The organism is Geothrix oryzae, assembly GCF_030295385.1.
GTDB classification, from domain to species: Bacteria; Acidobacteriota; Holophagae; order Holophagales; family Holophagaceae; genus Geothrix; species Geothrix oryzae.
Genome location: NZ_AP027079.1, coordinates 1,138,054 through 1,164,440, shown reverse-complemented (window position 1 = coordinate 1,164,440; position 26,387 = coordinate 1,138,054). Strand labels below are relative to the sequence as shown.

23 protein-coding genes, 2 tRNA genes and 3 rRNA genes are annotated in these 26,387 nt (G+C 64.5%); 5 read left to right on the top strand and 23 right to left on the bottom strand.

The genetic code is table 11. The annotated features are described in order from the left end of the window. Position 1: 1 nt before the first annotated feature. Genes QUD34_RS05325 through ettA form a run of 3 tightly spaced genes read right to left on the bottom strand, consistent with a single transcriptional unit; the run spans position 2 to position 3,170 of the window. Positions 2 to 859, bottom strand: a complete 858-nt coding sequence (locus QUD34_RS05325) for a DNA cytosine methyltransferase (RefSeq protein ID WP_286355562.1) — start codon at positions 857 to 859, stop codon at positions 2 to 4. Continuing rightward, a complete protein-coding gene (locus QUD34_RS05320) occupies positions 859 to 1,476 on the bottom strand; it encodes a hypothetical protein (protein WP_286355561.1) in 618 nt (205 codons plus the stop codon). Before QUD34_RS05320 ends, QUD34_RS05325 begins: the two co-directional genes overlap by 1 nt. After that, entirely contained in the window at positions 1,473 to 3,170 is a 1,698-nt protein-coding gene (gene ettA, locus QUD34_RS05315) for an energy-dependent translational throttle protein EttA (RefSeq protein WP_286355560.1), read from the bottom strand. Before ettA ends, QUD34_RS05320 begins: the two co-directional genes overlap by 4 nt. Before the next feature lie 203 nt (positions 3,171 to 3,373). On the opposite strand from ettA, the gene QUD34_RS05310 reads away from it, so the two are divergent. Then, positions 3,374 to 3,772 carry a DUF6982 domain-containing protein gene (locus QUD34_RS05310; RefSeq protein ID WP_286355559.1) on the top strand — a complete coding sequence of 133 codons (399 nt, stop codon included), beginning with the start codon at positions 3,374 to 3,376 and terminating at the stop codon, positions 3,770 to 3,772. A gap of 5 nt (positions 3,773 to 3,777) precedes the next feature. Here QUD34_RS05310 and ppdK read toward each other — a convergent pair whose 3' ends face one another. From ppdK to QUD34_RS05280, 6 genes are all read right to left on the bottom strand, one after another. Continuing rightward, the gene (gene ppdK / locus QUD34_RS05305; RefSeq protein ID WP_286355558.1) at positions 3,778 to 6,492 is read right to left on the bottom strand and encodes a pyruvate, phosphate dikinase; all 2,715 of its coding nucleotides are present in this window, start codon (positions 6,490 to 6,492) and stop codon (positions 3,778 to 3,780) included. A gap of 115 nt (positions 6,493 to 6,607) precedes the next feature. Continuing rightward, positions 6,608 to 6,723 (bottom strand): 5S ribosomal RNA (rrf, locus tag QUD34_RS05300). An 82-nt stretch (positions 6,724 to 6,805) separates the two neighbouring features. After that, positions 6,806 to 9,742, bottom strand: a 23S ribosomal RNA gene (locus tag QUD34_RS05295). A gap of 219 nt (positions 9,743 to 9,961) precedes the next feature. Next, a tRNA-Ile gene (locus tag QUD34_RS05290) sits at positions 9,962 to 10,039 on the bottom strand. 22 nt (positions 10,040 to 10,061) lie between these two features. Further along, positions 10,062 to 10,137 (bottom strand) — tRNA-Ala (locus QUD34_RS05285). 116 nt (positions 10,138 to 10,253) lie between these two features. Continuing rightward, a 16S ribosomal RNA gene (locus QUD34_RS05280) occupies positions 10,254 to 11,791 on the bottom strand. The 16S, 23S and 5S rRNA genes sit together here with 2 tRNA genes alongside, the layout of an rRNA operon. Positions 11,792 to 12,196: 405 nt before the next feature. Between QUD34_RS05280 and trmFO the strand changes: the two genes are divergently transcribed. Further along, positions 12,197 to 13,543: a methylenetetrahydrofolate--tRNA-(uracil(54)-C(5))-methyltransferase (FADH(2)-oxidizing) TrmFO gene (gene trmFO / locus QUD34_RS05275; RefSeq protein ID WP_286355557.1), complete on the top strand. Its 1,347-nt coding sequence runs from the start codon at positions 12,197 to 12,199 to the stop codon at positions 13,541 to 13,543. A 221-nt stretch (positions 13,544 to 13,764) separates the two neighbouring features. Then, a complete protein-coding gene (locus QUD34_RS05270) occupies positions 13,765 to 14,841 on the top strand; it encodes a hypothetical protein (protein ID WP_286355556.1) in 1,077 nt (358 codons plus the stop codon). Here the strand turns inward: QUD34_RS05270 and flgL are convergent. The 14 genes from flgL to hpt all read right to left on the bottom strand — a co-directional run bounded on the left by flgL (position 14,829) and on the right by hpt (position 25,105). Further along, the gene (flgL, locus tag QUD34_RS05265) at positions 14,829 to 15,770 is read right to left on the bottom strand and encodes a flagellar hook-associated protein FlgL (RefSeq protein WP_286355555.1); all 942 of its coding nucleotides are present in this window, start codon (positions 15,768 to 15,770) and stop codon (positions 14,829 to 14,831) included. The two genes, QUD34_RS05270 and flgL, sit on opposite strands and share 13 nt — an antisense overlap. A 30-nt stretch (positions 15,771 to 15,800) precedes the next feature. Beyond that, positions 15,801 to 17,294: a flagellar hook-associated protein FlgK gene (gene flgK, locus QUD34_RS05260; RefSeq protein ID WP_286355554.1), complete on the bottom strand. Its 1,494-nt coding sequence runs from the start codon at positions 17,292 to 17,294 to the stop codon at positions 15,801 to 15,803. A gap of 9 nt (positions 17,295 to 17,303) precedes the next feature. Continuing rightward, the gene (locus QUD34_RS05255) at positions 17,304 to 17,600 is read right to left on the bottom strand and encodes a hypothetical protein (protein ID WP_286355553.1); all 297 of its coding nucleotides are present in this window, start codon (positions 17,598 to 17,600) and stop codon (positions 17,304 to 17,306) included. 32 nt (positions 17,601 to 17,632) lie between these two features. Continuing rightward, positions 17,633 to 17,929: a hypothetical protein gene (locus QUD34_RS05250; RefSeq protein ID WP_286355552.1), complete on the bottom strand. Its 297-nt coding sequence runs from the start codon at positions 17,927 to 17,929 to the stop codon at positions 17,633 to 17,635. Positions 17,930 to 17,953: 24 nt separating this feature from the next. After that, the gene (gene flgM / locus QUD34_RS15150) at positions 17,954 to 18,256 is read right to left on the bottom strand and encodes a flagellar biosynthesis anti-sigma factor FlgM (RefSeq protein ID WP_375380000.1); all 303 of its coding nucleotides are present in this window, start codon (positions 18,254 to 18,256) and stop codon (positions 17,954 to 17,956) included. A 2-nt stretch (positions 18,257 to 18,258) separates the two neighbouring features. Beyond that, positions 18,259 to 18,639, bottom strand: coding sequence for a rod-binding protein (locus tag QUD34_RS05240; RefSeq protein ID WP_286355550.1), 381 nt, complete (start codon positions 18,637 to 18,639; stop codon positions 18,259 to 18,261). Further along, positions 18,636 to 19,745 (bottom strand): flagellar basal body P-ring protein FlgI, encoded by a 1,110-nt coding sequence (locus QUD34_RS05235; protein ID WP_286355549.1) that lies wholly within the window; start codon positions 19,743 to 19,745, stop codon positions 18,636 to 18,638. The genes QUD34_RS05240 and QUD34_RS05235 overlap by 4 nt, the downstream gene beginning before the upstream one ends. A 9-nt stretch (positions 19,746 to 19,754) precedes the next feature. After that, on the bottom strand, positions 19,755 to 20,426 hold the full coding sequence (locus QUD34_RS05230; protein ID WP_286355548.1) for a flagellar basal body L-ring protein FlgH: 672 nt from the start codon (positions 20,424 to 20,426) through the stop codon (positions 19,755 to 19,757). Positions 20,427 to 20,471: 45 nt separating this feature from the next. Next, positions 20,472 to 21,302: a peptide chain release factor N(5)-glutamine methyltransferase gene (gene prmC / locus QUD34_RS05225; protein ID WP_286355547.1), complete on the bottom strand. Its 831-nt coding sequence runs from the start codon at positions 21,300 to 21,302 to the stop codon at positions 20,472 to 20,474. A gap of 44 nt (positions 21,303 to 21,346) precedes the next feature. Beyond that, positions 21,347 to 21,925 (bottom strand): FumA C-terminus/TtdB family hydratase beta subunit, encoded by a 579-nt coding sequence (locus QUD34_RS05220; RefSeq protein WP_026852856.1) that lies wholly within the window; start codon positions 21,923 to 21,925, stop codon positions 21,347 to 21,349. 16 nt (positions 21,926 to 21,941) lie between these two features. Further along, positions 21,942 to 22,922: a fumarate hydratase gene (locus QUD34_RS05215; RefSeq protein ID WP_286355546.1), complete on the bottom strand. Its 981-nt coding sequence runs from the start codon at positions 22,920 to 22,922 to the stop codon at positions 21,942 to 21,944. An 80-nt stretch (positions 22,923 to 23,002) separates the two neighbouring features. Then, positions 23,003 to 24,019 (bottom strand): DNA polymerase III subunit delta, encoded by a 1,017-nt coding sequence (gene holA, locus QUD34_RS05210; RefSeq protein WP_286355545.1) that lies wholly within the window; start codon positions 24,017 to 24,019, stop codon positions 23,003 to 23,005. Next, on the bottom strand, positions 24,019 to 24,576 hold the full coding sequence (gene lptE, locus QUD34_RS05205; RefSeq protein ID WP_286355544.1) for an LPS assembly lipoprotein LptE: 558 nt from the start codon (positions 24,574 to 24,576) through the stop codon (positions 24,019 to 24,021). Before lptE ends, holA begins: the two co-directional genes overlap by 1 nt. A 7-nt stretch (positions 24,577 to 24,583) precedes the next feature. Continuing rightward, the gene (gene hpt, locus QUD34_RS05200; protein WP_286355543.1) at positions 24,584 to 25,105 is read right to left on the bottom strand and encodes a hypoxanthine phosphoribosyltransferase; all 522 of its coding nucleotides are present in this window, start codon (positions 25,103 to 25,105) and stop codon (positions 24,584 to 24,586) included. Positions 25,106 to 25,250: 145 nt separating this feature from the next. Here hpt and QUD34_RS05195 point away from each other — a divergent pair, with 145 nt between their 5' ends. Both QUD34_RS05195 and QUD34_RS05190 read left to right on the top strand, forming a co-directional pair. Next, positions 25,251 to 25,880, top strand: coding sequence for an RNA polymerase sigma factor (locus tag QUD34_RS05195; RefSeq protein WP_286355542.1), 630 nt, complete (start codon positions 25,251 to 25,253; stop codon positions 25,878 to 25,880). Then, positions 25,877 to 26,386 carry a hypothetical protein gene (locus QUD34_RS05190; protein WP_286355541.1) on the top strand — a complete coding sequence of 170 codons (510 nt, stop codon included), beginning with the start codon at positions 25,877 to 25,879 and terminating at the stop codon, positions 26,384 to 26,386. Before QUD34_RS05195 ends, QUD34_RS05190 begins: the two co-directional genes overlap by 4 nt. Position 26,387: the final 1 nt, after the last annotated feature.

The window sequence follows — 26,387 nt, the reverse complement described above, 5'->3', positions numbered from 1 at the left end:
TCTACAGATGATCCAGGGCCCAGGCCGCGACGGGAATGGACAGGCCGTTCCCCAGCAACCGGTAGCGGACCTCCAGGGACACGGCTTCGGGAAAGCGGAACCCCTCGGGCAGCCCGAGCAACCGCGCGGTTTCGGAGGGCGAGAACCGGCGGATGCCGCGCGCGGTCTTCAGGAAGGAGCCGCTGCCCACGAAACGCCGACCGTAGCCGCCGATGAAGCAGGTGCTGCGCTGGTCCCCGGGCTCCACCAGGTCCATGCCGTGGCGGTGGCGGGCGAGGATGCCAGGATCCAGGTACAGCCCCTCGTCTTCCTCCGGATCCAGGACGCCGGCCAGGGGACGCGGGGCGAGGTCCGGCAGCGGCTTGGGTTCCAGGGGTTTCCGCGAGGCCACGATGAAGACGCGGGGCCGCTGGTTGGGCAGTCCGAAGCGGCTGGGGCAGGCCTGGAGATCCAGCCGGTGCATGCCGTGGGCCCGGATCCGCTCCGACAGCAGCGCATGGGCATCCGAGCCCAGAAAGCCGCCCACATTCTCCAGGACCAGGCGATCCGGCGGCGCTTCCCGGAAAAGGTCCATCAGGTGGAGGAAGGCCCGCGAGCGCCGGTCCTCCAGGCCCTGGTGGTTCCCCATGCGGCAGAAGGGCTGGCAGGGCGGGCTCATGAGCCAGGTGTCGGCTCCATGGGCGGCCAGCTCCTGCCATGGCACGGCGGCCAGTTCCCGGGGCGTGGGCCGGTGGCCGTGATTCAGGGCGTAGGTCGCGTTGGCGGCCTCGCTCACATCGTAGGCGGCGGCCACGGTGCCCCGGTCTCGGAGGGCGCAGCGCCAGCCTCCAAGACCCGAGAACAGCTCCAGGACGCGCATCAGCCGCAGCCACTTCCACAACCGCCGCAAGCGGCGGCCCGGAGGGCGGTGCCCTTGGCGAGGCCCTGCCCTTGGATGAAGAGGTGGAGGGCCAGCGCCAGCCCCGTGATGGCATCGGCCCAGGGGAACCAGAGGCCCAGCAGACCGCCCGCCAGGAGCAGGGCCGCCCGCTCCAGCAGGGCGCGGGTGCGGTCGGCATCCCACCCCAGGGCGGGATGGACTCCGGCCAGACGCCGCTTCGCGATCCAGAGGGGCACCTGGAAGGCGAGGCTCAGGATGGCCACCCCCAGAGTCGAGAAGCCGACCCGCATCCCGGGGCCCTCCCGGAGCGCCAGGACCGCAGCCAGGGCAAGCCCCAGAGCCAGGAGGCGCAGGAGGTGGCTGAGGGTCCGAAGGACCAGCCGCTCCCGGTCGAGTCCCCGGTTGCCGAGGCCATCCAGGATGCGTCCCCGCAGGCTCAGGGCCGGCGGGATCTGCAGCAGGGAGGCGCCGCCGACCCCCCACAGGGCGATGGCGCCTTCGGAAAGTCCCAGCCACAACGCAGCTCCGCCCAGGATGAGATCGGCTCCGGCCGAGAGCAGGGTCAGGCGGACGGCCGGGGAAGCATCGGCCTTCATCGCGTCAGCTTGCGGTACTTGATGCGGTGGGGATCGAAGGGCTTCAGACCCAGGACATCCTTGCGATATTCCTCGTATTGGCTGTAGTTCCCATCGAAGAACTGCACCTGCGAATCACCCTCGAAGGCCAGGATGTGCGTGGCCAGGCGATCCAGGAACCAGCGGTCGTGGCTCACCAGGACGGCGCTGCCGGCGAAGGATTCGATGGCCTCCTCCAGGGCGCGCATGGTGTTCACATCCAGATCATTGGTGGGCTCGTCGAAGAAGAGCAGGTTGGATTCGCTCTTCAGGGTGAGCGCCAGGTTCAGGCGGTTCTGCTGCCCGCCGCTCAGCTCGGAAATCTTCTTCTGCTGGGAATCGCCGGAGAACCCGAAGCGGCTCAACCAGGCCCGGGCGTTGATGAGCTTGCCGCCCAGCTCGATCTGCTCGTAGCCGCCGGAGACCGCTTCGAACACATTCTTGTCGGGGTTGAGGTTGGCGCGCAGCTGATCCACATAGGCCATGCGGACGGTCTCCCCGATCCGGATGGTGCCGGCATCGGGCGTCTCCTGGCCCGTGAGCAGGCGCAGGAGCGTGGACTTGCCGGCGCCGTTGGGACCGATGACGCCGAGGATCCCGGCGCGGGGAATGGCGAAGCTGAGGTTCTCGAAGAGCACGCGGTCGCCGTAGGCCTTGGAGACGCCGTTCAGCTCGGCCACGAGATCGCCCAGCCGGGGGCCGCTGGGAATGTAGATCTCCAGCTCCTGCTCCTTCTGGCGGCCCTCCTCGCCCGCCAGCCGCTCGTAGTTGGCGATGCGGTCCTTGCTCTTGGCGTGCTGGCCCTTGGGCGACATGCGGATCCACTCCAGCTCGCGCTCGAGGGTCTTCTGGCGCTTCTGGTCCGACTTCTCCTCGCGGGCCAGGCGGCCCTGCTTCTGCTCCAGCCAGCTGGAGTAGTTGCCCTTCCAGGGGATGCCCTCGCCCCGGTCCAGCTCGAGGATCCACTCGGCCACATGATCCAGGAAGTAGCGGTCGTGGGTGACGGCGATGACTGTGCCCTTGTAGTCCTGCAGGTGCTTCTCCAGCCAGGCCACGGTCTCGGCATCCAGGTGGTTGGTGGGCTCGTCCAGCAGCAGGATGTCCGGTTCCTGGAGCAGCAGGCGGCAGAGCGCCACGCGGCGGCGCTCGCCGCCGGACAGCACGGCGATCTTGGTGTCGGGGTCGGGACAGCGCAGGGCGTCCATGGCCTGCTCGAGGCGCGAATCCAGGTCCCAGCAGTCGTGGGCGTCGATCTTGTCCTGCAGCTCAGCCTGCTTCGCCAGCAGCACATCCATGTCCGCGTCGGGATCGGCGAACTGGTCGCTGATGGCGTTGTAGTCCTTGAGCCAGCCCACCTTCTCGGCGGCCCCCTCCTCCACGATCTCCCGCACGGTCTTGGCGGGATCGAGCTGGGGTTCCTGGTCCAGGATGCCCGTGGTGTAGCCCTTGCTGAGCACGGCTTCGCCGTTGAAGTCGTGGTCCACGCCCGCCATGATGCGCAGCACGGTGCTCTTGCCGGAGCCGTTGAGGCCCAGGACACCGATCTTGGCGCCATAGAAGTAGCTGAGGGAGATGTCCTTGATGACCGGCTTGTTGTTGTAGATCTTGCTGACCCGCATCATCGAATAGATGATCTCGGGCTGATCGGATGGAGTCCTGGTCGCGGTTTTGGCCATGTCATCACTCGAAAAGGGTGATTCTATCGCGCTTCCCGCCGAACCCATCGCGGGGATCCCCGTTGTCACGGTCGCGGAGCCTTCGCCTGCCACCCCCCTTGCACCTGCAGACACCTTGCAGTCGAAGGTGATTGCTTGTAATTTTGGCGCATCCATTCAAGCGGCAGCCCCTCCCTCTGGACCCAAGCGACGCGGAGACTCCCATGAACCAAGTGGTGGCGCGATTCCTGGATGGAAGCACCCTGAAAGGCCAGACCAGCGATTTCCTGCCGACCAAGAACCTCTTCCACATTCTGCTTGCCGGAACCGGCAACGGCGCGAAACCCCAGGAAGTGAAGGTCCCCGACCTCAAGGCGGTGTATTTCGTCCGGCGTCTGGAGGGGGATCCAGACCACCACAAGACCAACGACTTCCCCCCCTTCGCGCCGACGCCGGGGCGGAAGGTCCAGGTCACCTTCAAGGATGGGGAAGTGCTGGTGGGCACCACCCAGGGCTATCAGCCGGACCGGCCGGGGTTCTTCCTGCTCCCGGCCGATCCGCGATCCAACAACGAGCGGTGCTTCATCGTGACCACGGCCACGCAGTCCGTGGCGTTCCTGTAGCGCCCCTAATCCAGGGCGGCCTGGGCGGCAGCCAGGGTGGCGATGGGCACGCGGTAGGGGCTGCAGCTCACATAATCCAGCCCCACGCGGTGGAAGAAGGCCACGCTGCGGGGATCGCCGCCGTGCTCGCCACAGACGCCCAGCTTGATCCCGGGACGCGCGGCGCGACCCTTCTCGCAGGAGATCCGGACCAGCTCGCCGATGCCCTCCTGATCCAGGCTCTGGAAGGGATCGTCTTCCAGGATCTTCTTCCCCACATATTCCGGCAGGAAGGTGCCGGCGTCGTCGCGGCTGAAGCCGAAGCCCATCTGGGTGAGGTCATTGGTGCCGAAGCTGAAGAACTCGGCCTCCTGGGCGATCTTGTCCGAAGTGATGGCGGCGCGGGGAATCTCGATCATGGTGCCGATGGGGCACGCGAACTGGCTGCCGCGCTCCTGGTTCACCTGGGCGATCTCGTCGAGCATCTCGGCCTTGGTGTAGGCCAGCTCGCGCACGGTGCCGATGAGGGGCACCATGATCTCCGGCAGGGCCTTGATGCCTTGGGCCGTCACATTCAGGGCGGCTTCGGCGATGGCCCGGACCTGCATCCGGATGATCTCCGGGAAGGTGATGCCGAGACGGCAGCCGCGATGGCCCATCATGGGATTGAACTCGTGGAGCTGCGTCACGCGGCGTTCCACGGTGCCGAGGTCCACGCCCAGCACTTCGGCCATCTCTTTCTGGCCCGGCTCGTCCTGGGGCAGGAACTCGTGCAGGGGGGGATCCAGCAGGCGGATGTTCACGGGCAGGCCGTTCATGGCCGTGAAGAGGCCCTCGAAGTCCTCGCGCTGCATGGGCAGCAGCTTCACCAGGGCCTTCTTGCGGCCCTCCACATCGCTGGCCAGGATCATCTCGCGCACCGCGAGGATGCGATCCCCTTCGAAGAACATGTGCTCCGTGCGGCAGAGCCCGATACCCTCCGCACCGAAAGCGCGGGCCACGGCCGCGTCGTGCGGCGTGTCGGCGTTGGTGCGCACCTTCATGCGCTTGGCCTCGTGGCTCCAGGCCATGATCTTGGCGAAGCGTTGGTAGAGCGGGCTGTCTTCGGCCTTGAGCCGGTTGTCGACCAGCACCTGGTTGACCTCGGAGGGATGGGCGCTGAGCTTGCCGGCGAAGACCTCACCGGTGGATCCATCCATGGAGATCCAGTCCTGGCCGGCCTTCAGCTCGTGCCCGCCCACCAGCACCACGCCGCGGACCAGGTCGATCTGAAGCGCCGAGGCGCCACAGACGCAGGGCTTGCCCATGCCTCGGGCCACCACGGCCGCATGGCTCGTCATCCCGCCCCGGGCCGTGAGAATGCCCTGGGAGGCCACCATGCCCGAGATGTCCTCGGGGCTCGTCTCCACGCGCACGAGCACCACGGGGCCCTCCTGGGCCATCGTCTCGGCCTGCTCGGCCGTGAGGGCGATGCGACCCGTGGCCGCCCCCGGCCCGGCATTGAGGCCCTTCGTCAGCAGCTGGCCTTCCTTCCGGAGGCGGTCCTTCTCTTTGGGATCGAAGACCGGCGCCAGCAGCTGGGAGAGGCTGTCGGCATCGATGCGCTTGAGCGCGGTGCGGCTGTCGATGAGGCCCTCGTCCACCAGATCGATGGCGATGCGGATGCTGGCCATGGCCGTGCGCTTGCCATTGCGCGTCTGAAGCAGGTACAGCTTCCCGCGCTCAATGGTGAACTCAATGTCCTGCATGTCCTTGAAGTGGTGTTCCAAGCGCTGGCAGGTGGCGTCCAGCTCCGTGAAGGAGGCGGGCATCGCCTCCTCGAGGCTCTTCAGGCCCGTACCTTCGGCCTGCGACCGCGTGATGGGCTGGGGCGTGCGGATGCCGGCCACCACATCCTCGCCCTGCGCGTTGATGAGGTACTCGCCGTAGAAGAGCCGCTCGCCCGTGGCAGGATCCCGCGTGAAGGCCACGCCGGTGCCGCAGTCGTCACCCATGTTGCCGAAGACCATGCTCTGCACATTGACGCCCGTGCCCCAGTCATCCGGGATGCGGTGAAGGCGCCGGTAGGTGATGGCCCGTGCCGTGTTCCAGCTCTCGAAGACGGCGCGGATGGCGCCCCAGAGCTGGTCCATGGGCTCCTGCGGGAAGGGCTGGCCGGTCTCCTCCAGCACGATCTCCTTGAAGGCCGACACCAGGCCCTTCCAATCGTCGGCATCGAGGTCCGTGTCCTGGTGCTTGCCCGAGCGCTCCTTGGCGCGCTCCAGTTCCGCCTCAAAGAGCGAGTGCTCGACGCCCAGCACCACATTGCTGTACATGGTGATGAAGCGGCGGTAGGAATCCCAGGCGAAGCGGGCATTGCCGCTGGCCCGCTCCAAGGCGGCGACCGTGCGGTCGTTCAGGCCGAGATTGAGAACCGTATCCATCATGCCCGGCATCGAGACGCGGGCGCCGGAGCGCACGGAGAGGAGCAGAGGGTTCTCGGCGGCCCCGAAGCCGCATCCACGCACGCCCTCCAGCCACTTCAGGGCCTCGAGCACTTCGGCCTTGAGCCCCTCACTGAGCTGCCGGCCGTTCGTGTAGTAGGCGCCGCACTGCTCGGTCGTGAGCGTGAATCCCGGAGGCACCGGAATGCCCAGCCCGGCCATTTCAGCCAGGTTGCACCCCTTGCCTCCGAGCAGGTTGCGCATGGATGCGCCCCCCTCGTTGCGGTTCCCCCCAAAGGTGTAAACACCTTTACTCATCAGTTCCTCCACGCGGAACTTCCAGTGTATCCGGCGTGGAACGCAAAAACCCCCGCGGATGCGGGGGCTCGGCATGAAAAACGGGTCACCTGTTGGGGTGACCCGTCTGATTTTAACGTCGCAGCGACCTACTTTTCCACTCCTGTGAGGAGCAGTATCATCGGCCCTCCAAGTCTTAACTGCCGTGTTCGGGATGGGAACGGGTGTGACCCTTGGGGAAAAGCCACGACGAAGGGGTAGAAGGGTGAGAAGGGATTTGGGCGAGGCGCGTGTTGCGCTCGAGGGTCATGAAGTTGATGCAATTGATTGATGAAAGGTCAAGTCTGTGGACCGATTAGTATCGCTCAGCTAAATCCGTTACCGGACTTACACATGCGACCTATCAACGTGGTGGTCTTCCACGGGTCTCATAGGGAGATCTCATCTTGAGGGGTGTTTCGCGCTTAGATGCTTTCAGCGCTTCTCACTTCCCAACTTAGCTACCCAGCATTGCACCTGGAGGCACAACTGGAACACCAGAGGTCAGTCCATCCCGGTCCTCTCGTACTAAGGACAGGTCCTCTCAAATCTCCTGCGCCCACACTAGATAGGGACCGAACTGTCTCGCGACGTTCTGAACCCAACTCACGTACCACTATTGATCGGCGAACAGCCGAACCCTTGGGACCTGCTTCAGCCCCAGGATGTGATGAGTCGACATCGAGGTGCCAAACCTTGCCGTCGATATGAACTCTTGGGCAAGATCAGCCTGTTATCCCCGGCGTACCTTTTATCCGTTGAGCGATGGCCCTTCCATTCGGGACCACCGGATCACTATAACCTGCTTTCGCACCTGCTCGTCGTGTCTGACTCGCAGTCAAGCTCCCTTATACTATTGCGCTCTGCGGCTGATTTCCAAACAGCCTGAGGGAACCTTCGTACGCCTCCGTTACGCTTTAGGAGGCGACCGCCCCAGTCAAACTACCCGCCTGACATTGTCTTCCACCCGGATCACGGGTGCGAGTTAGAGATCAGCGTTGAACAGGGTGGTATCTCAACAGTGGCTCCACCGACCCTAACGAGCCAGTTTCATAGCCTCCCACCTATCCTGCACAGTCCAACGCCAACCTCAATGTCAAGGTGTAGTAAAGGTGCACGGGGTCTTTCCGTCTAAGTGCGGGTAACCGGCATCTTCACCGGTGCTACAAGTTCGCTGAGTCTCTGCTGGAGACAGTTTCCAGATCGTTACGCCATTCGTGCAGGTCGGAACTTACCCGACAAGGAATTTCGCTACCTTAGGACCGTTATAGTTACGGCCGCCGTTCACCGGGGCTTAAATTCGCAGCTTCGCTTGCGCTGACCGCTCCTCTTGACCTTCCGGCACCGGGCAGGCGTCAGCCCCTATACCTCCTCTTTGGAGTTTGCAGAGACCTGTGTTTTTGTTAAACAGTCGCCTGGAACATTTATGTGCCACCACCTCGGGCTATGAACCCTACCGTGGTACCCCTTCTCCCGAAGTTACGGGGTTAATTTGCCGAGTTCCTTCAGCAGAGTTCTCTCAAACGCCTGAGGATTCTCTCCTCGACTACCTGTGTCGGTTTGCGGTACGGACACAAGCACCTCTCCTTAGCAGCTTTTCTCGGCAGTGTAGGATCAGGACTTTTCGTCAGAAACCTTGGGCTCGTGGCGCCCGGACTTCCCTAAGCACCACCCTTGGATCCTTTCGCAGAACATTCCATAGCTCTGCGTCCCTACCTTCCTGCGTCCCTGCATCGTACAAACGAGATGCTCATGGTGCTGGAATATTAACCAGCCTTCCATCGCCTACGCCTTTCGGCCTCGGCTTAGGGTCCGACTAACCCAACGCGGATTGACCTTGCGTTGGAAACCTTAGTCTTACGGCGGACAGGGTTCTCGCCTGTCTTTACGCTACTTATGCCGACAGAGTCTCTTCCCATGTCTCCAGCTGTCCTTACGGTCAACCTTCACAGACGTAGGGAATGCTCCCCTACCACTTACGTTCGCAGCTTCGGTAACATGCTTTAGCCCCGTTGAATTGTCGGCACAGACCCGCTTGACCAGTGAGCTATTACGCTTTCTTTAAAGGATAGCTGCTTCTAAGCTAACCTCCTGGCTGTCTAAGCACATCCACATCCTTTTCCACTTAGCATGTATTTTGGGACCTTAGCTGGCGATCTGGGTTCTTTCCCTCTCGACTACGGATCTTATCACCCGCAGTCTGACTGCCGGACTTCACGGCGTGCCATTCGAAGATTGGTTGGATTCAGTAAGCTGGTAAGCCCCCTAGTCCATTCAGGTCTCTACCTGCACGACGAAACATCCGACGCTAGCCCTAAAGCTATTTCGGGGAGAACGAGCTATCACGGAATTTGATTGGCCTTTCACCCCTATCCTCAACTCATCCAAGCGGTTTTCAACCCACACTGGTTCGGACCTCCATCCGGTGTCACCCGGACTTCATCCTGGTCAAGGATAGATCATCCCGTTTCGCGTCTATTTCCAGCGACTGTCGCCCTATTCAGACTCGGTTTCCCTACGGCACCGCCTCTTCGGCTTCGCCTCGCCACTGAAAATAACTAGCCGGCTCATTATGCAAAAGGCACGCGGTTCCACCGGATAAACCATGGTGGTTCCACTGCTTGTAGATTGACGGTTTCAGGTTCTATTTCACTCCCCTCATCGGGGTTCTTTTCGCCTTTCCCTCACGGTACTGGTTCACTATCGGTCAGATGAACATATTTAGCCTTACCGCATGGTCGCGGCAAATTCTGTCAAGGTTTCTCGTGCCCCGACATACTTGGGAACACCACTCAGAGTCCTCGTAGCTTTCGCATAAGGGGCTATCACCCTGTATCGCCGGCCTTTCCATGCCGTTCCGCTAACTAGAGGTTTTGTAACTCTGTGTTGAGGGGCAGCCTCAACCTGTAGGTCCCACGACCCCCCTTACGCAACGCCTGCCGCTTACACGTAAGAGGTTTGGGCTCTTCCGGTTTCGCTCGCCGCTACTCCCGGAATCACTGTTGTTTTCTGTTCCTGTGGGTACTGAGATGGTTCACTTCCCCACGTTCGCTTCTCAAAGCCTATGAATTCAGCTGAGAGATGACTGAGCTTTCACCCAGACGGGTTTCCCCATTCGGACATTCCCGGATCACCGTTCGCGTGCAACTCCCCGAGACTTTTCGCAGCTTACCACGTCCTTCATCGCTGTCATCTGCCAAGGCATCCACCGTCAACCCTTTGTAACTTGGCCTTCCATCAATGAATTACATTGACTTCGACCCTTAAGAGTATTTCGCTAAACTTGCCTCGCCTTAAGCCCACAGCGTCACTTCAACGCCATGGATCACCCTTCTCTATTCCTTCTATTTGACTGTCAAACAACTCTGCCTTCCGGCAGCTGACCCTTGAGTCAGCCTTGAGCTGGATTCAAACCTCGAAAGGTCTCAACTCAACTCAAACCTTGCATAAATGGTGGGCCTAGGTGGATTCGAACCACCGACCTCACGCTTATCAGGCGTGCGCTCTAACCAGACTGAGCTATAGGCCCCAGTTTGTGCCTCAGCGGGCGTTGGTGGACCCGACCGGGATCGAACCGACGACCTCCTGGATGCAAACCAGGCGCTCTCCCAGCTGAGCTACGGGCCCGTTTCCAGACGCCCAAGCACGCTCGTCAAAGATTGACCGAGCGTCTTTAAAAACCGGATAGAAATTTCGATCGGAAGCGTTGACCTTTCGTCGCTCCTAAAAGCGACTCTCCTTAGAAAGGAGGTGATCCAGCCACAGGTTCTCCTACAGCTACCTTGTTACGACTTCACCCCAATCACCAAGTTCACCATTGAGAGCTGGCCCCTTGCGGTTACCTCACCCTCTTCAAGTGCTCCCGGCTTTCGTGATGTGACGGGCGGTGTGTACAAGGCCCGGGAACGTATTCACCGTATCATTCTGATACACGATTACTAGCGATTCCACCTTCATGTAGTCGAGTTGCAGACTACAATCCGAACTGAGGACGACTTTCTCCGATTAGCTCCATCTCGCGACTTTGCAACGGTTTGTATCGCCCATTGTAGCACGTGTGTAGCCCTGGACATAAGGGCCATGAGGACTTGACATCATCCCCACCTTCCTCCCGGTTAACCCGGGCAGTCCCCGTAGAGTTCCCGCCATGACGCGCTGGCAACTACGGGTAAGGGTTGCGCTCGTTGCGGGACTTAACCCAACATCTCACGACACGAGCTGACGACAGCCATGCAGCACCTCTGCAGCAGTTCTTGCGAAAAGGCACATCTCTGCACCGGTCCACTGCAGTTCAAGCCCAGGTAAGGTTCTTCGCGTTGCGTCGAATTAAACCACATGCTCCACCGCTTGTGCGGGCCCCCGTCAATTCCTTTGAGTTTCAGCCTTGCGACCGTACTCCCCAGGCGGAACACTTAACGCGTTAGCTCCGGCACGGAAGGGGTCAACTCCCTCCACACCAAGTGTTCATCGTTTACAGCGTGGACTACCAGGGTATCTAATCCTGTTTGCTACCCACACTTTCGCGCCTCAGCGTCAGTTACTGTCCAGGTGGCCGCCTTCGCCACTGGTGTTCCTCCTCATCTCTACGCATTTCACCGCTACACGAGGAATTCCACCACCCTCTCCAGTACTCTAGCCTTCCAGTCTCAGATGCAGTTCCCAAGTTGAGCTCGGGGATTACACATCTGACTTAAAAAACCGCCTACGCGCCCTTTACGCCCAATAATTCCGAATAACGCTTGCCCCCTCTGTATTACCGCGGCTGCTGGCACAGAGTTAGCCGGGGCTTCCTCTCCAGGTACCGTCAAGTAACGGAGTTATTAACTCCGCCACCTTCGTCCCTGACGACAGGGTTTTACAGTCCGAAGACCTTCATCACCCACGCGGCGTTGCTGCGTCAGACTTTCGTCCATTGCGCAAAATTCCCCACTGCTGCCTCCCGTAGGAGTCTGGACCGTGTCTCAGTTCCAGTGTGGCCGATCACCCTCTCAGGCCGGCTACTGATCGTCGCCTTGGTGGGCCATTACCCCGCCAACTAGCTAATCAGACGCAGGATCCTCTCCTTGCCCCAGGCCTTGCGGTCCCCAGGTTTCACCGAATGCATCCCAGCACTCGGTCTCATGCGGTATTACCACTCCTTTCGGAGCGTTATTCCCCACAAAGAGGTAGATTCCCTACGCGTTACTCACCCGTCTGCCATGCACCTTGCGGCACATCCGACTTGCATGTGTTAGGCACGCCGCCAGCGTTCATTCTGAGCCAGGATCAAACTCTCAAGTTTCATTCTGAACTCTTACCCTCGAGACTCTCGTCTCTCAGGCCAATGTTCTGGTCGAAAAATTGTTCTGAATCCCGAACCCCATCCTTAGACGCGATCCGGAACCCTCAAAGGCTTCCTATCTTCTATCCGGTTTTCAAAGACGCCCCGTGCTCTCCGCACGCTCCAAAGCTCGCCTCTCGGCTCCCCCTGGCACCTCGCAGCCTCAACTGCGCAGGACATTCAGACTATCACTGGTCGCCAATGACGCAATAGAAAATTTCAGGTGACCTCCCGGAACCCCCAAGATCGGGCCATCCGGCGTGCCCGGCAAGGGCATACCGGCGCCCGGGAAGCCGCTTTGGCGGGGAGGGGCCAGGAGGTCGGACGCGTCCTTGACGGTAGAATCCCCCCAAACGGGGAGAGCGCGTGATCCACATCATCGGGGCGGGCCTGGCTGGCTCGGAAGCCGCCTGGCAGCTGGCGTCAAGGGGCCACGAGGTCCTGATCTCCGAGATGAGGCCGCGGTGGACCACGCCCGCCCACTCCACGGACCGCGCCGCGGAAATGGTCTGCTCCAACTCCTTCAAGAGCGACGATCCCTACTCCGCCACCGGGATCCTCAAGGCCGAGTTGCGGCGCATGGATTCGCTGATCCTGCGCTGCGCTAAAGCCACCCGCGTCCCGGCGGGAAACAGCCTCGCGGTCGACCGGGAGGCCTTCTCCGGGATGGTCACCGCCGAATTGAAGGCCCATCCCCGCATCCGCTGGGAAGAGGCCCAGGTCGCCTGCCCAGATCTCACGATGCCGACCATCCTGGCCACGGGCCCGCTCACCTCGGAACCCCTGGCCGCCTGGCTTGCGGACCTCACCGGAAACGGGAGCCTCCATTTCTACGATGCGATTGCCCCCATCGTCGAACGGGACAGCATCGACATGGGCATCGCCTGGATGGCGGCGCGCTACGACAAGGGCGGCCCGGACTTCATCAACTGCCCCATGGACAAGGTGCAGTACGAACGGTTCCTGGATGCGCTGCTCGCCGCCGAGCGCGTTCCTCTCCACGAAGTGGACACGCCTTACTTCGAGGCCTGCCTGCCCATCGAGGTGATGGCGGACCGTGGCCGCGAGACCCTCCGTCACGGCCCCATGAAACCCGTGGGACTGGACGACCCCCGCACCGGACGCTGGCCCCATGCGGTCATCCAGCTCCGCCAGGACACCCTCGCCGGCGAGCACTTCAACCTGGTCGGCTTTCAGACCCGTCTGAAGTGGGGCGCCCAGAAAGAGGTCTTCCGCCTGATCCCGGGGCTCGAAGTGGCGGAATTCGTCCGTTTCGGAAGCATCCACCGTAACACCTACATCCAGGCCCCGCGAATGCTCGATGCGACACTTGCTGTCAAATCCATTGCGAACCTGTGGATCGCCGGCCAACTCTCGGGCGTGGAGGGCTATCTGGAATCCGCCGCTGGCGGCTTGGCGGCGGCCTTCGCCGTGGACCGGGCCGTGCAAGGCCTCGTCGCTCTTCCCTTTCCACCGGAGACAGTGCTGGGCAGCCTGCTCCACTACCTGGCCCACGCCTCCAGCAAGGACTTCGGCCCGACCAATGCCATGCTCGGGCTGCTGCCGCCCCTTCCCGAAGGTCTGCTCGACTTGCGGGGGCTCAAGCGCACGGGAGGGACCCGGGCGGTGAAATCCGCCAAGGGCAGGGCCCACCGTGAGCGGGCCCTGCTGGCGCTCGACCGGCACCTGCAAGCCCTCGGAGGTGCGCGATGATCCGCCCCAGGCCTCTCCTCGGCCTCGCCGCGCTGGCCCTGTCTCTCGGCCTCGGGTCATTCTGGCTGACCCGTCGCACCCCCGGCGCGCCGCCTCAGGATGAGGTCCAGACCCTGTTCCGAACGGAGGTGTCGGGTCCAGGTACGCTCGTGGCGTTGCAACCGCCGGCGGTCCCCCTCAGGACGGTCCGCTGGGCGGGTCCTCTCCCTGGAGGCGCCGCGGTGGCGCAAGTCCTGACCCAGACGGGACAGCAGCGAATCGTGCTCTTCCAGAATGGGCAGCTGGGGTCCACCCTCTCCCTGCCCTGCCCGCCGGGCGCGTCGGCCAGCTTCTTCCAGTTCGCCGATCTGGTGGATGCGGTCGTGGTTCCCGGCGAGGCGGTGGCGTTGCTGTACCGCGGCGCCAATGCGACGGAGCCGGCTCTGGTTCTCGCATGGGACCTGCACTCCGATCAGATGAAGTGGGCCCACCGGGCCAAGGGCGCCCATCTCGCCCTCTCTCCGGATCGGCACAGCGTCTTCCTCTTTGGCGAGGGCGGCGTCAGCATTCTTGATCTGGCCGGCGCAGCCCGCGCCTCCGTCCTTCAGGTGGAGCTCCCCCAGGAGGTCGGAGAAGTCTCCGGTTTGCTCCCCACGGGATCCCGATCCTTCCTCGCGGCTCACGCAGCAGGCCTGTCGGCCTGGCACCAGGGAAGCTGGACCCACACCAAGGCCCCGACGCCTTCACCCCTGGGGTTCGGCCGGAACCTCGGCACCCTCGCGGGGTCGGTCAAGTCCGCCTGGTGGCAGCCGGAGCCCGGTCTGTTGATGCCCCTCGACCCCAAGGGTGTCCCGGAAGAATCCAGAAACCTGAAGGCCCTTCTTCCCGAGGCTGCAGCCCTGGACGCGGATCTGCTGCGGCTCCTGGGCGTAGATGAGTCGGGTGCGCTCTGGTTCGGGCTGGCGCGGCCCACCCTGCCTTCGGCCCCCGTCTCCGTTCGAGAGGCGGCCCAGCCGGTGGCAGGGGAGCCCAGCCCGGAACCATCGCCTTCCATGCCTGCAGCCCAGCCCCCTGCTCCATCCCGCGACCAATGGGAGGCGCACCTGAAGCAGGGTCTGGACCGCGTCTACCGGTGGAAGCCCGGCGAGGAGACCATGACCGCCCTTGCCTGGGCCGAAGCCTGGAAGAACCTGGCACCCCCCGCTGGCTTCGTGCCGCCGACGGGCGATGCAGGCTTGCGGCCGGAGGCGGGCGCCCTGACCTTCGGCGCTCCGGAACGGCTGTGGTGGCTGCCGATGCGGGCCCTTCAGCCCAGGTAATCGAAGAGGTTGGTCTTGTTGATTTTCGCCAGGGCGCTCAGGGTGGCGGTCTGGATCGTCTGGTCGGAGCTGAGTTCCGTGGCCGACTGGACATAGTCGGTGCCTTCCTGGGTGTCCTGGAGCCCCTGGAGGGTGAGGTTGAAGCCCGAGAGGGTGTCCTTCAAGTCCAGCAGGCCGGCCTGCCGCCCACCCAGGTCGTCCTGAATCTGATTCAGGTTGTCGAAGATGCCCTTCAAGTCGGTCATGGCCGTCTGGATGCCCGTCGTGCTGTTGGCCAGTAGGGCGTCGTGGAGTTGCGTCACGACCGTGAAGAGATCCGTGCTGCTGCCGACGCCGCCGCTGCCGAAGAAGACCTTGTCCCCGGGCAGATTCGTCGTGACGGCAGTGTTGCTCGTCACATCGAGGTTGATGTCCCCCGAGTCGCCTGAATAGGTGATCGCGCCGTTGCCGGGTCCGTAAGGCGGGGTGTTGGGCGGCACGGGAATCGCGAACGGAAGCGTCTGCGTCTGGGTGCCGGCAAAGAGGTACTTGCCCTGATCCTTTGTATTCGCCAGGGCCAGCAGGTTGCTCCGGATCGAGTCCACCTCCTGGGCCAGGGCCGCCCGGCCGGCGGCCCCGTTTGTCGAGTTCGCGGCCTGCTGGGCCAGTTCCCGAAGGCGGGTGACCGCATTGAGCGAGCCCGTCACCACATCCTCGGAAGACATCAGGAAAGACAGCGCCGAGTCCGCCTGTTTGATGAACTGGCCATTGGCCTGGATGGAGTTCTGGAAATCGAGCACCAGCGCGGCCGCGGCGGGATCATCCCCGGGGCGGGTGATGCGCTTCCCGGAAGCCAGGCGGGTGGTGTTCAGCGCGAGCCTCTCCTTGGTCCTTTCGAGATCGAGGAGCGTCTGGCGCTGCTGGGTGGTGCTGGGGGTTCGGAAGGACATGGGTCACCTGCTCTCAAGGCTTATCGGCACTTATCGGCCGAACTGATTCACCAGCTGATCCGTGAGTTGGTTGATCACGCTGAGGAACCGCGCGGACGCCTGGTAACCCCGCTGGAAGGTCATCATGTTCGCGGCCTCCTCATCCAGGTCCACGCCCGAGATGCGGTCCCGCTGGGTCTGGAGGGCCGACACCAGGTTCTGCTGAGTGTCGCTCTGAGCCTTCCAGTTCTGGGCCTGGGTACCCACATCGCTGATGAGCCGACCCGCCGCGGTGCTGTATCCCGTGTCGCCCACGCCATTGTGGTCCGTGTCCACCGTCGTCCCCGAGAACTGGAGGTTTGCCATGGCCTTGGCATTGTCATTGTTGCCCTTGGCTCCAGCCACCCCGGCGGCGGCAATCAGGTAGGGGTCCTTCACGATGGCCGAGGAGACCGAGAGCGCGTTCACCATGCCCTTGTACGAGCTGGCCACCGTGATGCCTCCCGGGAGCCCGCCGTTGGCGGCGTCTCCAAGGAAGAAGTAGTTGTCGTAGGGGGGCGGGCCCGCGTTGGCCGTGGTGGCGCCATCGGCTGCATACCCGGTCTTGTGGAGCGCGTTCACCTGCCCGGCCACGCCGGCGGCGATCTGGTCCAGCTGCAGCTGGAACCCCACCAGGATGTTGTCGCGGAGGTCCAACTTGGCGCCGAGCTGCCCATCCTTGATGCCCTTGGTGACATCCACGGGGGCCCCGCCCATCTCCGACATCACGCTGGAATAGCCGTCCTGGGCGCTTCCGGCCTGGACCCGGAGCTTGTAGGCGTTGCTTCCGCTGACGAGCACGGCGGCACCCGAATCCAGGCTGATCTGGTACTCCCCCTTGGAGCCCTCGAACACATTGATGCCCACCAGCCCCGCGAGCTTGTCCGTCAGGGCCTTCCGCTGGTCGCGGGCGTCGTTGTCCAGGCCCTGGCCGGATTCGGTGGTGATCTGCTGGTTCAGCCGGGCGATCTGGTCCGTCAGCACATTCACTTCGTTCGTGATGCTGCCCACGGCCAGATCGGCGCTGCTCCTCTGGTCGGCCAGGAGGCGGTAGCGGCTCTGGAGCGCGGTGATCATGGACTGGGCCTTGCCGACCACATTGGTGCGCAGGGCTCCGTCTTCGGGCCGTGCCGACAGTTCTTGAAAGCCCTGGAAGAAGGCCTGGATCTGGGCGGCGATGCCGGTGCTTCCCGAGTCGCCCAGACTCGCCGAAATGGCGTCCACGCCGGAGTAGCGCTCCGTGGCGCCCGTCTGGCGGGCGGTCTCGCGGTAGATCTGGAGGTCCAGGAACCGGTCGCGGATGCCCTGCACCGTGTTCAGGGTCACGCCCGTCCCGAAATAGACCTGGCCTTCGATCAGCGACTGGTTCGAGGTCAGGTCAGCCCGCTGCCGGGTATAGCCGGGCGTATTCACATTCGCGATGTTGTGGCCCACCACATTGAGGGCCGACTGCTGGGCCTGAAGGCCCGTAAGCCCGAGGTAGAGACTGGCATTGAGTCCGGGCATGGGAGTCTCCTAGGCCTTCTCGCGCAGGCGGGGAGCCAGGCCGGAGGCGTCGGCCGGAATGCCATTCCGGCCGTAACCCGGATTCCCCGACAAGCCGATGAGCGTCGCCCGGAGGGGCGACTGCAGCCCCGCCAGGAGGGTCTGGATGGAGGTGAGACGGCGCTTCAGAGCCAGGGCGCCGGCCTGATCCTCCGGCCATCCCACCAGTTCGGACCAGCGGATCTTGGTCAAAAGGGTGGCCGGATCCTCCCCTGCAACGAGTCTGGACTCGAGCGCATCCAGGAGTTCGGGCACGGCATGCAGCATGGAAGGCCTCCTCATGGGTCTTCCGGCAAGCCTCAGGCCAACAGGTCCAGGTGCGGGTCGGCACCCTCTGCCGGGCTTTCTTCGGCCTCCTCGTCAGAGGCCCCCGTGCCCTCGCCCTGGTTGCCCCGCTGCCCCTGGCGTTCGGAGAGCCGCAGCTCGTCGGATTCGGCGACCTCCGGCACTTCCACCATGGCCTCGGCCAGCTTCGCGTCGAAGGCCTGCCGCCGGGCCTGCTCCCGCTGCACCTGCGCCCCGCCGTCCATGGCCAGCCTCACCGTCTCGATGGCGGCGGTCTGCAGAATTTGGCGCTGTCCCAGGGGGCTGATCATGTCCTCACGACGGGGACCTCGGGGCTAGGAACGATGTCCCTTCGCCAGATGCTCACGAATGAGCCCCTCGGCCACGGCCTCTCCATCGGGGTGATAGGCATCAGCATCAAGTTGATTCTTAAGGGCTTCCACCTTCTCAGCCCGGATATCCGGGGTCACCGCCAGAACCTCCTGGGCCACAGCCATGAGCTGGGCCGAAGAGGAGACCTGGACGGCGTCTGAAGCAGGCGCCGGTGCGACGGCCGCAGCCGAGGGCGTGGCGGATCCCTTGGACCCGGACACACTCTGGGAGCTACTGACGCTGCCCGGTTTGCCACTGATGCGCATATTCACCTCGACAAGGCTCCTATCGGCAGTTTGCCGGAATCCCTCAACTCGTCAGGTGTCGTGATTTTTTTGTCGGTTTTTTCGTGCTGGTTCCAACTCTCCTTCAGACGATCCGCGAGGCCCCATCCATGGCCGGTGGAGACGGCCTGATCCACCACCGCCTGGTCCATCAGGTACTCGTAGGTCGAGCGCGACTGGCCGGAATCCCCCAGCAATCCCGAAGGTTCCACGGTCTTGCGCATGGTCTGGAAGAGAAGGCCCATGAGCAGGCCCTCGAACTGCCGTGCCGCCTTGTCGGTCTTTTCCGCCGGATCGGGCAGGGCCTTCATCCCCTGGGCCTGGGCCAGGGGATCGGTGGTGGGCAGCTCGCCGAGGCCGATCACAGGACCCTCAATTCAGCCTGGAGGGCTCCGGCTTCCTTGATGGCCTGAAGAATGGCCACCATGTCCCGGGGGCTGACACCCATGCTGTTGAGCATTTCCGCGAGCTTGCCCACGCTCACGCCGGGTTCGACATTGAGCGTCTTGGGTTTTTCCTCCACCGCGGCGACATCCTTCTTGGTCGCGGTGACGGTCTTCCCCTGGCTGAAGGGCGCGGGCTGGCTCACCAGCGGCGTGGAGCTGACCATGATGCTGAGACCGCCCTGCACGATGCTCACGGCGCCGATGCGGACTTCGGATCCCAGGATGACGGTGCCCGTGCGCTCGTTCACCACGACCCGGGCCCGGGGCTGCAGCTGCACGCTCAGATTCTCCAGCCGGGCCACGAGCTCGACGGCCCTGCCCTGGTACTCCTTCGGAATCTGCACATCCACCGTGCGGGCATCCAGGGGCTGGGCCACCTTCTCGCCCAGTTCCTCGTTGATGCTGTGCACCACCCGGATGGCCGTCGTGAAGTCCTCTTCCATCAAGCTGTACCGCAGGGAGTTCCGGGCATTGAAGTTCCCGCCCACCTCGCGCTCGATGAGGGCGCCTTCCGGCACCCGGCCCACCGTCGGATGGTTCTTCGTGACCGAGGCACCCCCGGCCGCCGCGCTGAATCCGCCCACCAGCAGGGGGCCCTGGGCCACCGCGTAGGTCTGGCTATCCGGACCCTGCAAGGCCGTCATCAGCAGGATGCCGCCGGCCAGGGACTTCGCGTCGCCGGTGCTGGACACGGTCACATCGATGCGGGAGCCCGTCCGGGCGAAGGGGGGCAGCTCGGCCGTCACCATGACCGCGGCGATGTTCTTCACCTTCACGGTCGTCGGGTTGATCGTCAGGCCCTGACGGGACAGGAGGTTGGTCAGCGATTGCACCGTGAACTTCGTCTGGTCCTTGTCGCCGGTGCCGTCCAGGCCCACCACCACGCCGTAGCCCAGCAGCTGGTTGCCGCGGACGCCCTGGAGCCGGGCCACATCCCGGAGGCGGGATTCGATCTTCTTTTCCGGTTTGACCGCATCCGCTCCGAAGAGCGAGAGGGCCGCGAGGAACAGGGCTGCGATGCGCATGGAAGCCTCCTAGAAGGGCCAGATGTAGGCCAGCAGCCGGCTGATGTAGCCCGGCTTGAGGGTCTCGTCCACCACGCCCTGGCCACCGTAGCCGATGCGCAGTTCCGCCACCTGGCCGGAGGCGATGCTGTTGTCCTTGTCGAGCCGGTTCGGATCGATCATGCCCGCCACATAGAGGCGCTGCGTCTCGTTGTTCAGCTGGATGTCGCGGTAGCCTTCGACGATCAGGTTCCCGTTGCCGATGACCTTGACCACCCGGGCGGTGACGACCGTGGTGAAGGTCGCGCTGCGCCCGGTGGTCCCGGTGCCCGCGAACTTGTTCGTGTTGGCGGTCGTCTTGTCCGAGGTGCTGCTGCCGATGCCGAATCCGGAAAGCGCGCCAAACAGGTTGGGACTGCTCAGCTTATTGCTGCCGTCCCGCTTGGTGGTCACATCGGCCTTGCTGATGGCATTGGTGCTCTCCGTGATGCGCAGGGTCACCAGGTCGTTCACCCGGAAGGCCCGGAGGTCGGCCACGAAGGGCCGGTCCCGCCAGAGGCTGCCCTCGCTGAGGGGCTGGGCGGCCGGGGCTTCCTCCACCAGGGGAATGGCCGGCTTCTTCACCAGGTTGGGGTCGTGGCGACGGGGAATGGAGCAACCGATCCCGACCAGCACCAGGGCAATAGGCAGCATTTTCCGCATCACAGGCCTCCACGCCTAGACAGGGCGAGGAGGATGCCAAAAAGCTCAGGCCAGCGTCACCAGCACCCGATCGTGGCCTGCAAAATCTTGATGGACCATGGCTTTACCCCAGCCCGCCCCCAAGGCCCGGCGGCATAACTCGCCCCCCTGCCCGGCGCCGATCTCCAGGAGGCAGGCCGGAGCCTGCCGCCTTCGGGCCTGGACCAGCAGCTCGGCGGAAAGGGCCAGCCCCCGATCCGGGGCGAACAGGGCCGAGGCCGGTTCGAACCCCAGCTCCGGCTGGAGACCCGGCTGGTCGGCCGGATCCACATAGGGCAGATTGGCCACCACCAGGCCGAGGGGGTCTGGCACCGGGTCCAGCAGGCTGCCCTCGAAAAAGGCCACCGGGGCCTTCAGGGCCTCGGCATTCGCGCGGGCCACCGCCAGGGCACCGGGACTCAGATCCGTGGCGGCCACCTGCCAAGCCGTCTCCAGAGCCAGGCTCACGGCGATGATGCCGCTCCCGGTCCCCACATCCACGCAGCGCTCCACCTGCAGGCGCCGGCCCACATCCAGGGCCGCCTCCACCAGCAGCTCCGTTTCCGGGCGGGGGATCAGGGTGTCGCGGGTGACCTTGAACCGGCGGTCCCGGAAGGAACTCCACCCCAGGAGGTAGGCCCAGGGCTCCCCGGTCCGGCGACGGCGGACCCAGTCGCTGACCTGCCGGCGCACCTGGGCCGGGGCCGGTTCCATTCCGTGGATGGCCAGCCAGCTGCGCGAGAGGTCGAGCCCCTCCTCGAACCAGCGGATGCTCTCCGCGTGGGCTTCGGACAGGTCGAGGAATTCGGCGAGGGCCGCGCTCAAGTCGAGGCGGAGCTGTCGGTAGGTCTGGACCATCCCTCCAGCCTATCGCGGGAGAGCGCGGCCAGAACCCCTGGATTTCAGGCCATCAAGGCCTTGGCGCGCTCCTGGCTCTGCTGGGCCACGATCTCGTGGAGGCTGCCGCCGTGGCTGTCCATAGTGACCACCAGGGGGAAGTCCTCCACCTCGATGATCCAGAAGGCCTCGGGGCTGCCGAATTCCTCCAGCATCTTCACATCCACCACGCGCTTGCAGCGCTCGGCCAGCAGGCTGCCCGCCCCGCCGGTGGCGTGGAGGTAGACGGCGCCGGTCTTCTGGAGGCCCTCGCTGGTCTTCTTGCCCATGCCGCCCTTGCCGATGACGCCGCGCACCTTGTAGGTCTCGATGACATCGGCCTGGTAGGGCTCCTCCCGGATGGAAGTAGTGGGGCCCGCCGCCACGAAGCTGTAGTGGCCGTCCTCGTGCTTCTTCACGACGGGGCCGCAGTGGTAGATGACCATGTTCTCGAGGATGGGCTTCAGCCACTCGGGCTTCTGCTCTTTCATGTACTTGTGGCCCATGTCGCGGCTGAGGACGACGCGGCCGTTGAGCAGCACCTCGTCGCCCACCTTGAGCTGGCGGATCTGGTCTTCAGTGATGGGAGTGGTGAGACGGATCATGGACATGCTCCTGGGATCAGTCGAAGGACACTTCGCCGTTGGCCCGGAGCGTCATCGCGCCCCGGCGGCTGCTCCAGCACATGTAGCTGATGCTCACATAGAAGCTGGCGGGGTGGCGGTACATCTCCTCCGCCATGACGCCCAGCACGGTCGTGTTGCCGCCGTAGCCCATGGGGCCGATGCCCAGAGTGTTGAGGTCGTTGGTGACCTCCTTCTCGAAGGCATCCATCTTCGGATCGGGGTTGGCGGTGCCGAGCTTGCGGAGGATCAGCTCCTTGCTCTTTTCGTAGCTGGAGACGCGATCCCCACCGATGGCCACGCCGAGGATCCCCGGGCTGCAACCCTGGCCCTGGGCCTTCACCACGGCGTCGATGATGCACTTGCGCACGCCCTTGATGTCGCGCCCCGCGCCCAGGGCGGCATCCGGCAGGCGATACTGGGCGCCGACATTCTCGCAGCCCCCGCCCTTCTGCATGACGGCGATCTCGACTTCCGGCTTGTCCCACTCCTCGAAGTGGACGGCCGGATGACCCTCGTGGAACGGATCCATGTTGTTGCCGGTGTTCTTGCCGCTGAGGGCCTCCACGCAGTTGGGGCGCAACCAGGACCGCTTGGTGGCTTCCACCACCGCCGCCCGGACCTGCTGCTTGGCGGCGCGCTGGCTCAGGCCGAAGGGGTGGCGCACCCAGACGATGATGGTGCCTGTGTCCTGGCAGAGGGGCGTCACATGGCCGTCGGCCAGGATGATGTTGCGAACCATGTCGTTGAGCGTATTGAACGCGCGGCTGCCTTCCTCCTCCGCGTCCCGGCCCTTCACCAGGGCGTCGATCACATCCTGCGGCAACCGGCTGGTGGACCGCCGGAGCAGCTCCAGCATGGGCAGCGTGAGGTCCAGGGCCTTCAGGTTCGAGAGGTCGGCCTTCCACCCGGCGGGCAGGACTGACTTGGATTCCACCACTTCAGCTGAGGTGAGCGTGGGGATGACGCATTCGGACATGGGCCCTCCGGGATTCAGCCCCCATGATCCGCCCGCCGAAGCTCACGCTCAAGTGATCAATGTCCGGTTCCCCCGGGAATTCAGCGTCCCCAGGCCCGGCACAGGGTCAGGGTGAGATCCAGCAGGGGTGCCTCGCTCCGGGAAAGGGCCATGCCCTTGAGGTCCCGCTCACACTGGTTCAACCGACCCAGCAGCGCCTTCAGGCCCCGGCGCTTCAGCTTGGCCAGGGCGTTCCGGTAGCCCTCCAGCAGGAAGGCCTGCTTGGGAGACAGCCCGAGGGCGCCCAGGACCTCGCCTCCCTTCAGTCCGGCCGCGTCGGCTTCCGCCAGCTTCAGCAACCGGTCCACCTCGCGCCGGGCCTGGCCCAGCAGCATCAGAGGCTCGTCGCCATCCTCCATGGCCATCCGCAGGGCCTTCAGCGCTCCCGCGGCGTCCCCCTTCTGCCAGGCCCCGGACCAGGCGAAGGCCTTCTGCTCGGCCAGGCGGAAGGTGACCTGATCGACCATCGCCTCGGTGACGCGCTGATCGTCCGCCAGCAGGTCCAGCACCTCCAGCGCCCGTTTGATGAGCCCGGGGTTCCCGCCCTGGCGCTGAGCCAGCAGGCTGCCCGCGGCCCCCTGGAGCGACAGCCCCAGCTTCCGGGCCTCGGCCTCGATGAAACCCGGGATCTCCGCAGGCTCGATGACGCCCACCTTCAGGATGCGCCCGGCCTTGGCCCAGTCGGTCCAGGGCTTGGCGCCCAGGGCCTTGCCCGGCGCGGCGGACAGGGTATTCCAGGCCACCAGCAGCAGCTTCACGCCCTGGGGCGGCTTCTCCAGCAACCCCTTGACCGCGGCCGGCAGCTCCTTGGCCCGCAGGAACAGGTTGTCCGCCGCGGGCACCAGCACCGTGCGGGCTTCCGCCCCCAGGGGCGTGGCCTCCTGGAGCGCGGCGACGACCTCGGGCCAGGGGCAGCCTTCCCCGCAGACCGTCAGCGAGAAATCCGCCCATTCAGGGTCCACATGCTTCTGCTTCCACGCCTCCACGGCCTTCCGGCGGCCATCGCCGTCCTCGCCGTGGATCAGGGCGAAGGACTGGTCCAGCCAGGGCATGGCCATCAGTCCGCGCCTTCCAGCAGCTGGGTGAGGAAGCTCTCCGCGAAATCGTCGGCGAGGCTCTCCAGCACTTGAAGCTCGCGGCTGTCGAAGCTCGCGAAATTCTGATCCACCCGGTACTGGTTGGAGAAGGTCAGGCCCCGGCGGGACAGCACGACCGCGCCCGTCTGCCCATCCAGCAGCTCCACGCTGGCCACCACGGCCACTTCCACGCGAGAGGCCGAGCCAGCGCTGGCCTTGGCCCGGTCGTTGCCCAGGGTGAGGCCGATGGGACGCGACTTGTATTCCTCGAGCGTGCCCTGCAGCACCCAGCGGGAAGGTTCGCCCTGCGCCACCAGGCGCCAGGGGCTGGCCGCCACGATGCGGTTCTCCAGGGCCTTGGTGAAGCGGTCCTCCAACCCCAATCGCGGCGTCAGGTTGCGGAACCGGGCCAGCCGGATGGTCTCCCCCTGCTTCGCCCAGGCCACGGACCGCTGCTGGCGGTCCAGACGGTGGTACCCGCAACCGGAGAGGGCCGCGAGGAAGAGCGGGAGAACGATGAAGCGGAGCGAGGTGCGCACGGAGATCCTACGGGTGGTAGACGCCCACATACGGCAGGTTGCGGAGTTTCCCGTCGAAGTCGAGGCCGTAGCCCACGACGAAGTGATCCTCGATGGTGAAGCCGACATAGTCCACGGGCACTTCGATCTTGCGGCGGCTGGGCTTGTCCAGGAGGGTGCAGATCTTCAGGCTCTGGGGCTCCCGGTCCTTGAGCAGGTTCCGGACCTTGAAGAGGGTCAGGCCCGTGTCCACGATGTCCTCCACCACCAGGGCGTGGCGGCCCTGGATCGAGCGGTCCAGATCCTTGAGGATGTGGACCTCGCCCGTGCTTTCGGTGCCGCCGCCGTAGCTGGCCACCTGCATGAAGCTCACATCGAAATCGAAATCCATGGACCGCACCAGGTCGGCGAAGAAGGGGAACACGCCGTTGAGGAGGCCCACCACGACCAGATCCTGGCCGGCGTAATCCCGGGTCAACTGGGCGCCCATTTCCTGGACCCGGGCCCGGATCTGCGCTTCCGTGAGCAGCGGGGTGATGCGGTCGCGCATGAAGACTCCTTGGGACTGAAGATTGAAGATCGAAGACTTAGACCATTTCCATTCAACCCCAGAAGGGCTTCCCGGGTCCATCGGGTGACGGCGGATCCCCATCAGTCCCCTGCCGTCGAGGTCTAAGATGATGGTGGAAGCCACTTTGAACGAGCCCCTGCTGCCCCCTACGGTCCTCCCGACCGCCGATCGGCTCCCCGACCCGGGCTCGCCGTACCATGCCCCGGAGGTTCTTGGCTGGGTCGAGGCTGCCCAGGGTGGCGACCAGGCGGCCTTCGCCGCCCTGGTGCGCTTGTTTTCTCGGGATGTCTACGGCAAGGCCTTCTCCATCCTGAAGAACCACCAGGATGCGGATGATGTGGTGCAGGAGACCTTCATCCGGGTCTTCCGGTCGCTGCCGGGTTTCCGCTTCGAGTCCTCCTTCCGCACCTGGCTCATCACCATCGCCACCCGGCAGGCCCTCAACTTCCGCGAACGGGTCGCCCGGGACCATGAAAGCCTCGAAGGCCCCGACGGCACCCTGGAGCATCCCGCCCTCCGCGTGGAGGAGACGCAGGGGGCGGCCCTCCTGGACCAGGAGGCGAGACGCCTGCTGCACGAGGCCCTCCCCAAGCTGCCCCGGCGCCAGAAGGAGGCCCTGACCCTGAAGCTTCAGCACGACTGGAAGTACGAGCAGATCGCGCAGCAGATGGGCACCTCCGTGGGCAGCGTGAAGGCCCACATCTTCCACGCCATCCAGAACCTCACCCGCCATGTCAAAGGAGGCCGCACATGAACCTCGAGCTCCTCCCGCTCCCCGAACCCTGCGCCACCACGCTGGCCGCAGTCCAGGCCGATCCCCTCGAACCCGGTGCCGAGGCGGAGAGACATATGAAGATTTGCCGTGCCTGCGCCGAGACCCGGGTCTTCTACCTCGCCCAGGAGGAGAGCCCCGAGGTCCTGGCGCCGGCAGGCTACTTCGACCAACTGCCTGGACGCGTCCTCCGCAAGCTCCCCGCCCGGACCGCCCTGCATCACCGCATGGGCCCCCTGGCCTGGGCCTCCGCCGCCGCCGTCCTGATGGCCGTGGGCGTCGGCGCCTTCCTGGCCGGGCGCGCGAACCGCACGCCCTATGTCGAGGCCACCCTGCCCCGCCCGGCGGAAACCCTCGAGATCTCGATTCCCGACACGCCCTTCCACGACCGCGAGGAAGAGGCCGCCCAGCTTCAGACCCTCAGCCCCGATGAGATGAAAGCGCTCCTCAAGCGCCTCGACCCGCCCGCTCCGACCTCCCCGAGGTGAT